Origin of the sequence: Oceanobacillus manasiensis, assembly GCF_000724085.1 — a bacterium.
GTDB classification, from domain to species: domain Bacteria; phylum Bacillota; class Bacilli; order Bacillales; family Amphibacillaceae; genus Oceanobacillus_B; species Oceanobacillus_B manasiensis.
In genome coordinates, this window is record NZ_CCDL010000001.1 from 684330 (window position 1) to 699120 (window position 14791).

14 protein-coding genes are annotated in these 14791 nt (G+C 39.0%); 9 read left to right on the forward strand and 5 right to left on the reverse strand.

The annotated features are described in order from the left end of the window. Nucleotides 1-366: 366 nt before the first annotated feature. The 3 genes from ptsG to BN985_RS03650 all read right to left on the reverse strand — a co-directional run bounded on the left by ptsG (nucleotide 367) and on the right by BN985_RS03650 (nucleotide 3922). Nucleotides 367-2424, reverse strand: coding sequence for a glucose-specific PTS transporter subunit IIBC (gene ptsG / locus BN985_RS03640; protein WP_042221162.1), 2058 nt, complete (start codon nucleotides 2422-2424; stop codon nucleotides 367-369). A gap of 179 nt (nucleotides 2425-2603) precedes the next feature. Beyond that, nucleotides 2604-3440 (reverse strand): glucose PTS transporter transcription antiterminator GlcT, encoded by an 837-nt coding sequence (glcT, locus tag BN985_RS03645; protein ID WP_042221163.1) that lies wholly within the window; start codon nucleotides 3438-3440, stop codon nucleotides 2604-2606. Nucleotides 3441-3532: 92 nt separating this feature from the next. Beyond that, nucleotides 3533-3922 (reverse strand): hypothetical protein, encoded by a 390-nt coding sequence (locus tag BN985_RS03650; RefSeq protein WP_042221164.1) that lies wholly within the window; start codon nucleotides 3920-3922, stop codon nucleotides 3533-3535. 209 nt (nucleotides 3923-4131) lie between these two features. Here BN985_RS03650 and BN985_RS03655 point away from each other — a divergent pair, with 209 nt between their 5' ends. Together BN985_RS03655 and BN985_RS03660 are read left to right on the forward strand one after the other, a co-directional pair. Next, a complete protein-coding gene (locus BN985_RS03655) occupies nucleotides 4132-4512 on the forward strand; it encodes a helix-turn-helix domain-containing protein (protein ID WP_052360598.1) in 381 nt (126 codons plus the stop codon). A gap of 173 nt (nucleotides 4513-4685) precedes the next feature. Beyond that, nucleotides 4686-5111 (forward strand): pyridoxamine 5'-phosphate oxidase family protein, encoded by a 426-nt coding sequence (locus BN985_RS03660; RefSeq protein ID WP_042221165.1) that lies wholly within the window; start codon nucleotides 4686-4688, stop codon nucleotides 5109-5111. Between the two features lie 103 nt (nucleotides 5112-5214). On the opposite strand, the gene BN985_RS03665 is transcribed toward BN985_RS03660, so the two are convergent. Then, nucleotides 5215-6228, reverse strand: coding sequence for a FecCD family ABC transporter permease (locus tag BN985_RS03665; protein ID WP_042221167.1), 1014 nt, complete (start codon nucleotides 6226-6228; stop codon nucleotides 5215-5217). Then, a complete protein-coding gene (locus tag BN985_RS03670; RefSeq protein ID WP_042221168.1) occupies nucleotides 6225-7268 on the reverse strand; it encodes a FecCD family ABC transporter permease in 1044 nt (347 codons plus the stop codon). Before BN985_RS03670 ends, BN985_RS03665 begins: the two co-directional genes overlap by 4 nt. A gap of 184 nt (nucleotides 7269-7452) precedes the next feature. Here BN985_RS03670 and BN985_RS03675 point away from each other — a divergent pair, with 184 nt between their 5' ends. From BN985_RS03675 to BN985_RS03705, 7 genes are all read left to right on the forward strand, one after another. After that, complete coding sequence (locus BN985_RS03675; RefSeq protein ID WP_042221170.1) at nucleotides 7453-8409, forward strand: ABC transporter substrate-binding protein; 957 nt, start codon at nucleotides 7453-7455, stop codon at nucleotides 8407-8409. A gap of 157 nt (nucleotides 8410-8566) precedes the next feature. Continuing rightward, complete coding sequence (locus BN985_RS03680; protein ID WP_042221171.1) at nucleotides 8567-8989, forward strand: DUF1801 domain-containing protein; 423 nt, start codon at nucleotides 8567-8569, stop codon at nucleotides 8987-8989. A 285-nt stretch (nucleotides 8990-9274) separates the two neighbouring features. Further along, entirely contained in the window at nucleotides 9275-9583 is a 309-nt protein-coding gene (locus BN985_RS03685) for a PTS sugar transporter subunit IIB (protein WP_042221172.1), read from the forward strand. Nucleotides 9584-9605: 22 nt separating this feature from the next. After that, the gene (celB, locus tag BN985_RS03690; RefSeq protein ID WP_042221173.1) at nucleotides 9606-10892 is read left to right on the forward strand and encodes a PTS cellobiose transporter subunit IIC; all 1287 of its coding nucleotides are present in this window, start codon (nucleotides 9606-9608) and stop codon (nucleotides 10890-10892) included. Nucleotides 10893-10959: 67 nt separating this feature from the next. Further along, nucleotides 10960-11265: a PTS lactose/cellobiose transporter subunit IIA gene (locus tag BN985_RS03695; protein ID WP_042221174.1), complete on the forward strand. Its 306-nt coding sequence runs from the start codon at nucleotides 10960-10962 to the stop codon at nucleotides 11263-11265. Nucleotides 11266-11297: 32 nt separating this feature from the next. Then, nucleotides 11298-12692 (forward strand): glycoside hydrolase family 1 protein, encoded by a 1395-nt coding sequence (locus BN985_RS03700; RefSeq protein ID WP_042221175.1) that lies wholly within the window; start codon nucleotides 11298-11300, stop codon nucleotides 12690-12692. A gap of 96 nt (nucleotides 12693-12788) precedes the next feature. Continuing rightward, the gene (locus BN985_RS03705; protein WP_052360599.1) at nucleotides 12789-14729 is read left to right on the forward strand and encodes a BglG family transcription antiterminator; all 1941 of its coding nucleotides are present in this window, start codon (nucleotides 12789-12791) and stop codon (nucleotides 14727-14729) included. Nucleotides 14730-14791: the final 62 nt, after the last annotated feature.

Consider the following 14791-nt stretch of genomic DNA (forward strand, 5'->3'; position numbering starts at 1 on the left):
CCTTTTCTTAGAAGAGGGTCGGGTTATTCATGTAAACCACCGTGACTTTTTCATTAGTCGCTAATTCTGCTTGAAGAACGCCTGTTCTTTAGCTAAATTATATCAAAAAATGACAAAAAGGAAAGACTTTTCACCTAAATTCATGCCCCTCTATATTTATATTGATTCTTATTTAGGTTGATAACATAGGATTTAGTAAAAAAATTGCCAACAGTATTCGAAGCTTTTAATAAAGAATCGAATACTGTCGGCCATACATTTGCTATTAAAGGTAGCGAATACCTAGATAGCGAAATCTCCTCGAGTATAAAGCACGTCTGCTTCGTGCAAAACCGTCAAATGTTAACAGGATGATACACTTAACAGCTATTTCTCAATGCGAATGATATCTTTTTCATTCGCTGTAATGGTCCCTTGTTTTTGGAGTGTAAGACTTTCACCCTCTAGAAGGTTTGTAAAGACCACTGGCGTTATAGTTGATTTGGCATTTTCCTTAATATAATTTAAATCGGCTTTTAGTAAAGGTTGTCCAGCTTCTACTGTATCGCCTTGTTCAATAAGTGTTTCAAACCCTTCACCCTTAAGGTTTACTGTATCAATTCCAACATGAATCAAGATCTCTCTACCACCATCCGATTCAATCCCGATTGCATGTTTTGTAGGAAACACATTAACAATTTTCCCATTTACCGGAGAAACAATCGTTCCATCAGTAGGGATGATTGCAAAGCCGTCACCCATCATCTTTGCAGAGAAAACTTCATCCGGTACTTCTGTAATAGAGATAAGCTTGCCTGGAAGTGGGGCATGAAAAGTTTCATCTGTAGCGAGTTCATTCTGCAATGCTTCCGGATTTACTTCTTCAATCTGCTGCTTCACTTCTTCTTGCTGGTTTGTTTCTGTCGCACGTGGTCTTCTACCTGAAATAATATCCTGCATTTGCCCCTTTATCGTTTCAGAACGAGGTCCAAAAATGGCTTGGATATTGTCTCCAACTTCTAGCACACCGGCAGCACCTAGTTTTTTAAGTTGGTTTTTGTCCACATCGTTAATGGAATTGACTGATACGCGAAGTCTTGTAATACACGCATCTAAATGTGCGATGTTTTGCTGTCCGCCCATTGCTTCTAATACATTAAAAGCAAGGTCGCCGGCTTCTGATTTTGTTTCATTTTCTACTTCTTCCTCTTGTTCCCGTCCTGGAGTCATTAAATTAAACTTTTTAATGAAGAAACGGAAGATAAAGTAGTAAATAACTGCAAAGATCAATCCGAGAATAATGGTAATCCACCAAGGTTCTTGGTTAGGTAGAATTCCAAATAATGCAAAGTCTATGGCGCCACCAGAGAAAGTGTACCCCACGTTAACACTAAACATGGTCATTAATACAAAGGATAGACCATCAAGTACAGCGTGTAGGAAGAATAATAGTGGTGAAATAAACATGAATGTGAATTCAAGTGGTTCTGTGATCCCAGTTAAGAAGGATGTTAACGCAGCAGAACCTAATAGACCCGCGACTAGTTTCTTTTTAGCTGGTTTTGCAGCATGATACATCGCAAGTGCGGCTGCTGGAAGTCCAAACATCATAATTGGAAATTCCCCTGCCATAAAATTACCGGCTGTAATATCTACACCATCTTTTAACTGGGCGAAGAAGATCGTCATATCGCCACGAACAACATTTCCAGCTTCGGTCGTATAAGAACCAAATTCATACCAGAAAGGTGCATGGAATATATGATGTAACCCAAATGGTATTAATAAACGTTTAATAAATCCGAAGAAGAATACTGCTAAATAAGTTCCTTCTTCAATTAACCAATAAGATGCACTGTTCATCGCAGTCTGCACAGGTGGCCAAATAAGAAGAAGTAACAAACCTGCTACAAATGCAATCGCAGCCGTCACGATAGGAACAAAACGTTTTCCTGCAAAGAATCCAAGGAATGAAGGCATTTCAATATCATGGAACCTGTTGTAACAGAATGCTGCTATGAGCCCAACGATTATCCCGCCGAACACACCTGTCTGCAGCGTTGGTATTCCTAATACATTGGCATAACCAGGATCTGCCTCCACCATGTTTGGTGTAACACCAACCCAGGAACTCATCACTTGGTTTAGTACCAAGTAACCTACGATGGCGGCAAGACCTGCTGCTCCGTCACCAGCTAATCCTATGGCTACACCGACAGCAAATATAAGTGCCAGGTTATCAAAAATAATTCCCCCAGCGTCTTCCATAACGGTAGCCAATAATTGGATCCAGTCGGCATTTAGAAAAGGCAGGTATTCTAGCATTGTTTCCTGTTGAGCAGCGTTACCAAAACCTAGCAACAAACCAGCTGCTGGTAAGAGTGCAACAGGTAGCATTAATGCTTTACCTACTTTTTGTAGGACGCCAAAAGCTTTTTTAAACATAGAAAAACACTCCCGATAGCTAATATTTTTAGCTGATCAAACTATAAAGACAAACAAAAAAGGCATGAACAGATACGATGAAAAAGCATGACAGGGATAGCCTTCCCGATCATTTATTTTCATAATCGTCTCTACTCATGCCTGATCGAATCAGTAACACGTATAATAATATCATTCCATTATTTAGATATAAGCCGTTGAAGGTGCATTGTTAAATATACCGCTTCGGCCTCATATACTGGCTTTTTCAACGTTTGCTGCATAATTTTAATCAGTTTCCAGGAAAGATTATAGCATGTGGGATATTCAGATTTCAATAGTAAAGCAATTTTTTCAGGTTCTTGCACAGTCTCGCCGTTAACTACCCGTTCAATGGTATAGCGCAAGTGACGGAGTAAACGAGCGTACTCCATACCTTCCCGGTCGATCGTCACATGTAACTGTTCTTCTATCATTTCAATTAGTTGGATAATAAGCTTGGAGTAACGATTGACATCTGAGACTGCTCTATCTGTCATCGCACTGTGGACGTGTAATGCAATAAAACCAATTTCTCCTTCTGGCAAATCTATGTCCATAGAGTGATTAATGAATTCTACCACCTCTGCAGCCACTTCATACTCGAAAGGGTATAGCGCTTTCGTTTCCGTTAAAAATGGATTTTTGATGGCCATTCCACTTAACAGTCTTGTAGTGGCGAACAGGATGTGATCAGTCAGTGCAACATGCACTTTTTCGCTAAGTATGGATTTTGTCCGTTTTCGAATAATCTCAATTGAAGATATTATAGTATTTAACGTGTTCTCATCTAATACAGGCATGAGGCTCTTATAGTGTTCCTGTTCTTTTTTATTACGCAGAACAAATAATTTTTCCACTGTGTTTTCTCGGATAACAGCATCTTTACTTTTGTTAAAGCCTATTCCTTTGCCGATTAAGACCACTTCACGTTGATTTTGATCTTGGGCGATCAATACATTGTTGTTGAGTACCTTTATGACTCGGTAATCACTCATTCCATATCACGTCCTTTAAAGCTATATCATAGCATTATAGTAGGGAGCGTGAAAAGAAATATATTTAGTAATTAATAGAAAAGGATAATAGACTACACTTCTTTTACTACAATAGCTTGGGTAGACTTCACTTTTTTACATTTTTCAAATGGTTCTTTTTCCACTAAACCTAATTTAATTGCCGCTTCCAGTTTTTCGGTGTCAGGTTTTTTTTCAATGAGAACAAAATCCTGAAGACTCGCATCCTCTAACATTTTAATTGTTAATTCAGGATCGTATGCAGTACTAGATCTAATTTGTCGTTTTAAGTTAAAATGACCTCGCGTGACATCTCCTGCTTTGTCCTCTCCTAGTTCTTCATCCAAATACGTATGAAATTTCTTTTTTAATCGATTCATTTCCTGCTCTAATTCTTTCTTTTGCTTATTTAAAATATCATAGCGTTTTATATCTTCTTCCGTAATAATTTGTGCCTTTTCCATGACTAATCCCCCCTGATTGAAGTTTCACTTTATGTTTATGAATTTAGCAATAAAATCATGCCAAGCAAGTAATTGTATCTGTATTTTGTAAATAGAATATATATTTTTCAGAAAAATTAAAATTACCATTTAAAATTAAAAAATTTGTGCTATGATATTAACTATACATTTTTTAAAAAAGGGAATATATGGTTAGGCAGGAGGTACTCATGAGTGAAATAGGGGATAAATTAAAGAAACTAAGAGAGGAAAAAGGGTATACGCCTGAAGAAATTGCAAGGGAACTACATTTTACTAAAAGTGTCGTTTGGAGTTATGAGCTTGGAAAGAGGGAGCCGAGTCATGAGCACCTTTGCCAAATGGCACAACTATTTGGTGTAACCGTCCAGGATATTCTTAAAGAAGAAAAACATAAAATCGTAATTGACTTGCAGCTAGATAAAACGTGGGAAGACTATAAACTCTTTATAGGGCATATGGAGGTTAGTAAAGCAGAGGTAGAAGATGCAATTTTACTTATTAAAGCCCGGCGTATGGTGAAAAACCAATCTGATCGAAAACTTCATGGTTCTTATGGCAGAAAGCACTAAATCATAAAGAAAACAAATATAATGTAAGAACTATAAAAAGGGGCTGGTTTATTGGAAAATCAGCTGCTTTTTTGTATGGGCGGATCTAAGATAAGAAGTTCATTTTATAATGTGTTTAATATTCTTGTCCAAATGGAATAATACCTATAGACCACCAAAGGGAGTGTATATTGATGAATAATCAAAGCGAAATTAAAAAAGAGGTCGAGCAAATACTTGATAATAGTCATGTTGGAACGATGGCGACCGTAAAGAACAACAAGCCACATTCTAGGTATATGACCTTTCATAACGATGGACTAAAGCTGTATACACCTACGAATGAAGATACAGACAAAACAGAGGAAATAGAAGAAAACCCTTATACGCATATTATTTTAGGTTATGAAGGAGAGGGGTTTGGAGACAGCTTTGTTGAATACGAAGGTAAAGTAAAATTTAATGATTCCGAAGAGGTAAAGAAGGCTTTGTGGAATGATCATATGAAGTTGTATTTTAATGGTCCAGATGATCCGAACCTCGTTGTTCTAGAAATTGAACCGACAGCAGTTCGCTTGATGAATAAAAAAGGACAGCCTCCGAGAGAGTTAGAACTATAAATTGTTTCTAAGTAAAAACGCCGAGTGAAATTCTAATTTTAGAAATTCGCTCGGCGTTTTTTAAAGATTAACATTCTACCTATGGTTATATGTTTGCTTCTATTTAAGATTTAATGAGCAGGTAGATGAAGTATATGCCACCGATTACGGAAACGACTAGCCCTACTGGGATTTCTGAGGGGGATAGAATGTTTCTTCCAACTGTGTCAGCGACAAGAAGCAATAGTCCCCCCATGAGAGCTGAAATGGGTAAAACAGCTTGATGCCTAGTCCCAACCATTTTTTTGACTAGGTGTGGGGTAACAAGGCCGAGAAATGCAATTCCTCCACCTACTGCAACACTGGAGCCTGCAAGGGCGACTGCAGCAAGCAATAGTAGTAATCTTTCCCTCTCAACTTTTGTACCCAGACCTTTCGCAATATCATCCCCTAGGTTCATAGTATTCAATGTATTCGCTTTTGAAAAAGTATATGGTAACAGAATTAGAATCCAAGGCAATAATGCATAGACGTATGTCCAATCTGTACCTGAGATATTTCCTGACAGCCAAACTGTAGCTCTTGTAAAGTCGTTTGGATCCATTTTTAATTGAAAAACAATAATCAAGGCTGAGAATGCTGCATTAATTCCGATCCCAACTAGAATAAGCCGTATTGGAGAAACACCATTTTTCCAAGAAATTGCATAGATCAAGGTAGCTGCAATGGCAGATCCTATTAAGGCTGCTGCAGGCAAAAGAAATACAGATGTAGTTGAAGCCGATAAACTACCAGACTGAAACAGGTAAATAGAAAGGACAACGGCAAAGCCAGCCCCTGCATTTATGCCAATAATACCAGGGTCTGCGAGTTCATTTTGTGTAACACTTTGAAGAATAGCCCCTGAGACAGCCATGCCTGCACCAATTAGAAGGGCAATTACCATACGTGGTAGACGGAAATCGAATAGGACTAAGCTACTTTGCGGAGTTCCCTCTCCGGTTAGCGTTTTCCACACTTCAACAGGGGAAATTTGCATAACTCCCAAGTTAAGACTAATGATAAGTGTAAGCAGGATAGCTACCATTATACTAATGGCAACTAGCCAGGCTAGCTTTGTATGGGTTAGCTTATTCATTGCTTCGTTCTCCCTTCACGGCGTGCAAGATAAAGGAAGAAAGGCACGCCAACTAACGCCGTAATTGTACCAACAGGTGTTTCAAATGGCGGATTAACCATCCGGGAAACGGTGTCTGCAGTTACAAGTAAGATTCCCCCAAGAATAGCTGAGCATGGTATGATCCATCGGTAATCTGTCCCGACAAGAAACCGTGTGATATGAGGGATAACCAACCCGATAAATCCGATGGTTCCCGCAACAGATATAGCTGCACCGGTTAGCATTAATACAACAAGAGTCCCAACAATCTTAATAAGAAAGGTTCTTTGGCCTAGTCCCTTTGCAAGGTCCTCTCCAAGATTGAGAACCGTAATCGCACTGCTTAAAGCTATTCCAACAACTAAGCCAACAATAACGATTGGTGCTAATAGTTGGACATGGACCCACTGCACACTAGCTACACCGCCTGCATACCAAAAGCTTAAATCTTTCGCTATATTAAAATGAATTGCAATGGCAGAGGAAATGGAACTGAGCAAAGCTGTAACGGCAGTACCCGCAAGTGCCAGTTTTACAGGCGTTAGGCCAGTTTTCGATAGTGAACCCACACCAAACACAATGCCAGCACCTATACCAGCACCAAGAAAAGCCCAAACCATGACGGTTACATTGGAAGCTCCTGGCATAACGGCGAAAGCGATGGCCATCATGAACGTTGCTCCTGCAGTTACCCCCATAATAGAAGGAGAAGCAAGTGGGTTACGTGTCATTCCTTGCATAATAGAACCAGATACTGCAAGGGCTGCACCAATTAAAGCGGCAGCTAAAGCTCTAGGAATCCGTAAATTGCGGATGATTTGATGAGATGTCTGTTGTGTGTCAAAATGCACTAAACTTTGCCAGATGGTACTTAATTTTATATCAGCACTCCCATAAAGAATGGAAGAGGCAATACAGAGGATAAGGAAAGCCAATCCAACCGTTAGGATGATCGTAGCAAGGACGGGCCTAGATTGCTTGTACCCCTTTGCTGCAGAGAATTTATTTAAGAAAGCCATAAAAGTATACTCCCATGTAGAACAAAATTAAAAACTGTTGCCATTATATTATAAGGGAAAGCTTACGACAATAATATAAGAAACACTCTTTACGTATCATTTCCTAATATTATTGTAAATGAGAATGAAAATTGCTATCATTAAAAAAGTTACAGAATTTATGACTTAAAGGAGAACAAAGACAATGAAACTAAATAAAAGCTTGATGTTCACTGGTATCTTATTCTTCATTCTTTTGCTCGCAGCTTGTGGTGGGAACGAAGAAAGTGAAAATGCAACAGAAGAAGATACACAAGAAGAAGCCCGCACATTGACAGATGCAGCAGGAAATGAGGTAGAGGTACCTGCCAACCCGCAAAATGTAATCGCTTCTTATCTTGAGGATTATCTAGTGGCACTGGATATCACACCAGTTGCCCAATGGTCGGTTCGGGATGGTGAAGACGTACAAGAATATTTACAGGATGACCTTGGAGAAATTCCGACAATCCCGAGTGACCTTCCATTCGAGGCAGTTGCAAGCTTTGAACCAGACTTACTAATTATGGATTCTGCCGAGATGGTGGAAGGAAATAAGTATAACCAGTATTCTAAAATTGCGCCAACCTATGTAATTGGTACAGCTCAAAATACTGAATGGAGAACGGAGCTTGAAGAAATAGGAAAAGTGTTTGGAAAAGAAGAAGAGGCTGAACAAATACTAGCAGATTATGAAGAGAAGGCAGTTAGCGCCAAGGAAGAGATTAACAGTGCTATTGGTTCTGAATCTGCAGTGGCCCTTTGGTTGTTTAGCGATACTTTCTACATCGTGAATGAAAATTTATCAAGTGGTGATGTGCTATACAATGATTTAGGTATAACCACACCGAATGTTGTAGAAGAAATTTCGGAGGATACTGTAGCAAACTGGTCAGAAATTTCACTGGAAAAACTAGCTGAGTTAGATGCAGACCATATATTTCTAGCAAATGATGATGCAGCGAATGGATCAAAGATGCTAGAAGATCCAATTTGGCAAAATATCCCTGCTGTGCAAAAGGGGAACATCTATGAATTTTCGGGTGACTCTGCTTGGCTTTATACAGGCCCAATTGCTAATTCCCAAATTATTGATGATGTACTTGAAAGTGTAACCGAATAAGCTTGAAAACACCCGCATTCTAGCGGGTGTTTTTTAATGGATATTTTATACTTGTACCTAATAAAGAGGTGAGGGATGTGCTACTATAATAGTAACTAACAGGAAAGACAACGGGCGCTTGGAAAGATTATATTCTACAGAGGGGCAGGTCGTATACATGTACGAACAAAAAACAAAGGAAAACGAGGCTAGTGTAGAAGAGTTTATTGAACAGGTAGAAAATCCGAAAAAGCGGAAAGATGCTTACAGGCTGTTGGAGATTTTTTCAGAAACGTCAGGGTATCCACCTAAAATGTGGGGGCCGAGCATGATAGGGTTTGGTTCATATCATTATAAATACGAAACAGGCCATGAAGGCGACGCGATGCTTGTTGGCTTTTCACCGCGCAAAGCAAACTTTAGTTTGTATTTTACAACTGGTGATACGGAAAGAGAAGCATTATTGGCTAAGTTTGGGAAGCATAAATCCGGAAAATCGTGTGTGTATATCAACAAGCTGGATGATGTCGATGAGTCTGTCTTAAAAGAGCTCATTAAACAGTCCATTACTTTTCTTGAAAATAAATATCCTAATGAATAGTATTCCTCGAGGCACCCACTGTTGGGTGCCTTTTTACTTTTGAACAAAGAAAAAAGTACCACAGGACCTTGGGCGAAAGTTCAAAATATTAATGAAATATCCAAATTGCTAGAGGTCAGAAACTCTGCAGTTTTTATGTGAAAATTTATAAGATCATAATGGGTAAGTAGTTTTTTAAAATGAAAACGCTTAATCATTTCCGCTTTATGACGGAAAATCAATGTGTTCAGTTGTAATCGTTCTTAAAATATACTTGACGTAGTAGAAAAACAAGGAGGAAGTAGCATGAAAAATATAATGCTAGCATGTTCAGCAGGAATGTCTACAAGCTTACTCGTTTCAAAAATGGAAGAGAAGGCTGCAGAGAAAGGAATAGAAGTAAACATTTGGGCAGTTGCGCAGGACAAAGTGGTGAAAGAAGTCGAAAACGCGGATGTGTTATTAATTGGACCCCAAATGAGATTTATGAAGAAAAAATACACGGTTGTTGCAGAAGAACATGGCATCCCTCTTGATGTGATTGATCCAATTGCATATGGGAGAGTGGATGGTGAAGCAGTATTAAACAAAGCTTTAGAGTTAATGGGAAATTAACAGATGAAGAGGGGGAACGATCATGAATAGTAAGTTCATGAATTTCTTGGAGAACATGTTATTGCCGATTGCAGACAAGCTAAACAATAATCGTTATTTATCTGCCTTAAGAGATGGGTTTATGGTTGCCTTACCACTAATCATTTTTGGTTCTATTTTTGTTGTAATTGCTAACTTTCCTTTTCTGGATAAGATGATCAGTGAGGAAGCATTTACTGCATATCAAAACGCGCTTGGACCAGCATCTGCAGCGACATTAAGTATAATGGGTGTCTTTGTAATGATAGGTATTGGCTATAAACTGACGGAACACTACGGTGGAGAAGCCATCTATGGTGGCGTTGTAGCATTAGCCGCATTCTTAATTATGACACCACAGGTTCTGGATGGGGTATCGGGTGTTATTCCTACCTCCGTTCTTGGGGCAGAAGGAATGTTTCTAGGTATCTTTACAGCGTTTATTTCAGCAGAATTATATCGCTATTTTGTGAAAAAAGATTGGACCATTAAAATGCCGGCAGGGGTCCCTGGTGCGGTGTCCAGGTCGTTTAGTGCCTTAATTCCGATCACGTTAACCTTAACGGTTTTCTTGTTAATCCGTATCATATTTAGTTATACAGGCTTTGAGACAGTACAGAACTTTATTTATAGTGTTATTCAACAGCCTTTGACTGTCCTTGGAAGCGGCTTACCTGCAACGATCGTAGCGGTTTTATTAATTCAGGTCTTTTGGTTTTTCGGATTGCATGGTCAAATTATTATCAACTCCGTATTTGACCCGATTTGGTATGCGCTTAATGATCAAAATCTTTCAGCATTTCAGGCGGGTACGGAATTACCGAATATCATAACCAAGCAATTTATTGATTCGTTTTTAGTGGGGATGGGCGGATCTGGTATGACGCTTGCTGTAATTATTTTAATCTTTATGATAGGGAAGAGTAGACAGCTTAAAGAACTTGGAAAGCTAGGGGCACCAGCAGGTTTATTTAATGTGAATGAACCCATTATTTTTGGTTTACCAATCATTATGAATCCTTTAATCATAATTCCATGGTTGGTCGCTCCGGTAGTCATAACGCTTATTACGTACTTTGCTATGTATACAGGCATGGTGCCACCACCAGCCGGTGTAATTGTTCCATGGACGACACCTCCTATATTAAATGGGTTCCTAGCTACAGGGAATGCTTGGCAAGGCGGTGTACTACAAGCCTTTAATCTACTCGTAGTAATCGTCATATGGTGGCCGTTCTTAAAGATTTTGGATAAGAATTATTATGAGACAGAGAGAAATGAAGCGAAGTAAGTAGGCTTCTGGATTATTTTTAAAAAAGTAAACATGAATACTAATAGACTTTCGAGGTGGATAGCTTGTGGAGAAGACAACAGAAATTGCTTTTCAAATTATATTATTTGCAGGGAACGGGAAGTCCAATGTTATGGAAGCGATTCAGGAAGCGAAAAAGGGAAATTTTGCAGAGGCAGATCGATTGGTAGAAGAAGCGGGTGAAGAGTTAGGAAAAGCCCATTCTTTTCAAACACAACTCCTACAAAAAGAAGCAAATGGAGAAGAAAACTTAATCAACGTCATGCTAATTCATTCGCAGGATCATTTAATGACCGCAATGACTGTACGAGATCTTGCGATTGAAATTATTGAGATATACCGGAATAAGTAATAATGCATCTTGTGAAGTAGGAGGAATAATAAATGGAAAAACAAACGAATTATTCATTCCCTAAGGATTTCTGGTGGGGAAGTGCAACGTCTGCTACCCAGATAGAAGGAGCAGCAAATGAAGGCGGAAGAGGTAAGAATATTTGGGACCATTGGTTCGAAACAGAAGAAAATCGTTTCTTTGAAGGCGTAGGGCCAGAGAAAACATCTGATTTTTACCATCGTTACAAAGAGGATATTGCCTTGATGAAAGAAATTGGCCATAACACGTTTCGCTTTTCCATATCGTGGTCCCGTCTCATTCCCGGTGGCCGGGGAGAGGTCAATAGAGAGGCGGTGGAGTTTTATAATGCGGTAATTAATGAATTGTTGGATAATGGTATTGAACCGTTTATAAATCTCTATCATTTTGACATGCCTTATGAATTGCAAGCCGAGGGTGGTTGGGAAAGCCGCGATGTGGTGGAAGCATATGTGAAGTATGCTACGGAATGTTTCCAGCTGTTTGGCGACCGTGTGAATACTTGGTTCACATTTAATGAACCAATTGTGCCAGTTGAAGGTGGCTATCTATATGATTTTCACTACCCGAATATTGTTGATGCTAAAAAGGCTGTCCAGGTTGCATACCATACGATTGTTGCCCATGCTAAAGCTGTAGAAGTATTTCATAGTTTACCAGGACATAAGGGAAAGATAGGTATCATTTTGAACTTAACACCTTCTTATCCAAGAAGCCAACATCCTGCAGACTTAAAGGCGTCTCGGATTGCCGACTTGTTTTTTAATCGTAGTTTTTTAGATCCTGCTGTATTGGGGGAATATCCTGATGAATTAATTGAGATTTTAAGAGAATATGGGCAATTGCCTCAAACCCTACCAGGAGATAAAGAGTTAATAAGCGCCAATATAGTAGATCTGTTAGGTGTTAATTATTATCAACCACGACGCGTCAAAGCGAAAGAGCATGAACCAAATAAAGAGGCTCCGTTTATGCCAGATTGGTTCTTTGATCTATACGAGATGCCTGGAAGGAAAATGAATAAATATCGTGGATGGGAGATCTATGAAAAAGGTATCTATGATATTATGATAAATTTAAAGGAAAATTACGGGAATATTGAGTCGTTTATTTCGGAAAATGGCATGGGGGTCCAGAATGAGAATCGCTTTATCGAGAGCGGAGAGATCCAAGATGATTACCGCATTGAATTTATTCGAGAACACCTGAAATGGTTGCATAAGGCTGTGGAAGAAGGCTGTAATACCAAGGGGTACCATCTATGGACTTTTATGGATAACTGGTCTTGGATGAATGCATACAAAAACAGATATGGTTTCTTCTCAGTAAATCTTAAAACGATGGAAAGAACGCCTAAAAAGAGTGCAAGGTGGTTCAAGGACGTATCTAGAGATAACGGGTTTTAAAGGTGTTTACTGCCACATTTGCGGCACGCTTGGGCTCTAAAAGGGCCGTTGTTTTTTAGGTATACATGAAGAAGAGTATAGAGGAGAGTCATGATCATGAACTCCAGAATGAAAGCGTTATTAAAGGAGCTTATGCAGTCGGAAACGTATGTAACTGGTAAGTATCTTGCAAATATAAATAAAGTAAGCACTCGAACCAACAGGGACGATATACGAAACCTTAATTTAGAGCTGGCAGATTACGGTGCTTTGGTAGAATCTATTATGAGCAAGGGGTATAAATTAGTTATAAAAGATGAGCAGCTCTTTCGGCATTTCCTGTCGGAGATGTCAGAGTATTTGTATGCAGGGGATGAGGTACACCCCCAGACACCGAAAGAGCGTGTACACTTTATTATGGTCCGATTACTGCTTGAGGAAATTTATATTAAACTTGAAGATTTGGCAGAAGAGTTGTTTGTCAGCAAATCAACCGTTCAGAATGATCTGAAGGATGTTAAAAGAATTTTGAGTACTTATGACATCAGCCTTGTTTCCCGACCAAACCATGGATTGATGATAAATGGTGATGAAGTAAAGGTCCGGTTTTGTATTGCAGAAATTATGTTTAATCGTACGCAAGGGGATGGGTTTAACTACCTGGACCCTCTATTTTCCTTTTTGACGAAGGCAGAATTAGACACAATTCAAGACATTATTTTAGCACAGATTAAAGCACATGCTATTACGTTATCTGATATCGCCATACAAAACCTCGTAGTACATATCGCTATTGCTTATGAACGAATTAAGAGCGGTAACCATGTTACATTGTACAGAATGGATACACAACAAATTGAGGAACAAACGGAATACGTTGTTGCTCACAATATTGTGGATAGTATTCAAAAGAAATTCCAAGTCACCTTTCCGGAAGAGGAAACAGCGTATATTGCCATCCACTTGTTAGGTACTAAGATGCTTACCTTTGATGCGAAGGGAGATAAGCTAGAGGGTGTAATGGAAGCGGAGATTCTCCAAACTGTGACCAAGATGCTTGAAAAAGTAGAACATGAATTAAGCCTTGGTGTGAAGGATGATCAGGAATTGGTCATGGCATTATGCCTTCATTTAAAGCCAGCGATTAATCGCTATAAATATGGCATGAATATTCGCAACCCTATGCTTGCCGATATAAAAAGGAATTACCCACTTGCTTTTGAAGCAGGGATATTAGCAGGATTAGTGATCGAACAACATACCGAAACGAAAATAAATGAAAATGAAATAGGCTATCTAGCACTTCATATTGGGGCCGCTATTGAAAGGAGAAAAATCACCTCAGGTCCATTAAGGTGCCTGGTAGTTTGTGCATCAGGTCTGGGGACAGCACAATTAATTTATTACCGGTTAAAAAATCGATTTGGGGAGAGTTTGGATGTTGTAGGCACTACAGAGTATTACAAATTAAAAAAGCGGTCTCTAGAAGGGATTGATTTTATTATTAGTTCCATACCAATCAAAGAGAAATTTCCAGTTCCAATTTTAGAGGTAAACGCAGTATTGAGCAGCAACGATATGGAAAAGGTTGATCGTTTTTTGGCAAAAGAGCAAAACAATACATCTAGGTTGTTCAAACGAGACCTGATGTTTCTGAACATGAACTTCAAATCGAGAGAAGAAACAATGTCATATATCGCCGAACAACTAATGCAGCAGTCTCTTGTAGAAGAGCCATTCCTTTCATCTATTTACAAAAGAGAGGAAGTAGCACCAACTTCGTACGGGAATCTGGTAGCCATTCCTCATCCAATAACACCGCAATCATCCCAAACGTTTTTAACAGTATGTACATTACAAGAACCGATAATGTGGAAGGATAAACCGGTCCAATTTGTTTGTGTACTTTGCGTTAAAAAGAATAGCCAGGAGGACCTCCAATTTATGTATGAAGCTTTGGGAAGAATTGTAGCCAGCAGGCCGCTTGTAGAAAGATTAATCAAGGCGAAAAACTACGACGAATTTATGGACCAACTAATACGGGAATCAGAGTTATAAAAAATCTATTCGAGTAGAATAGATTTTTTATTTTGCCTTAGGACAGTATAATATTAAGCCAC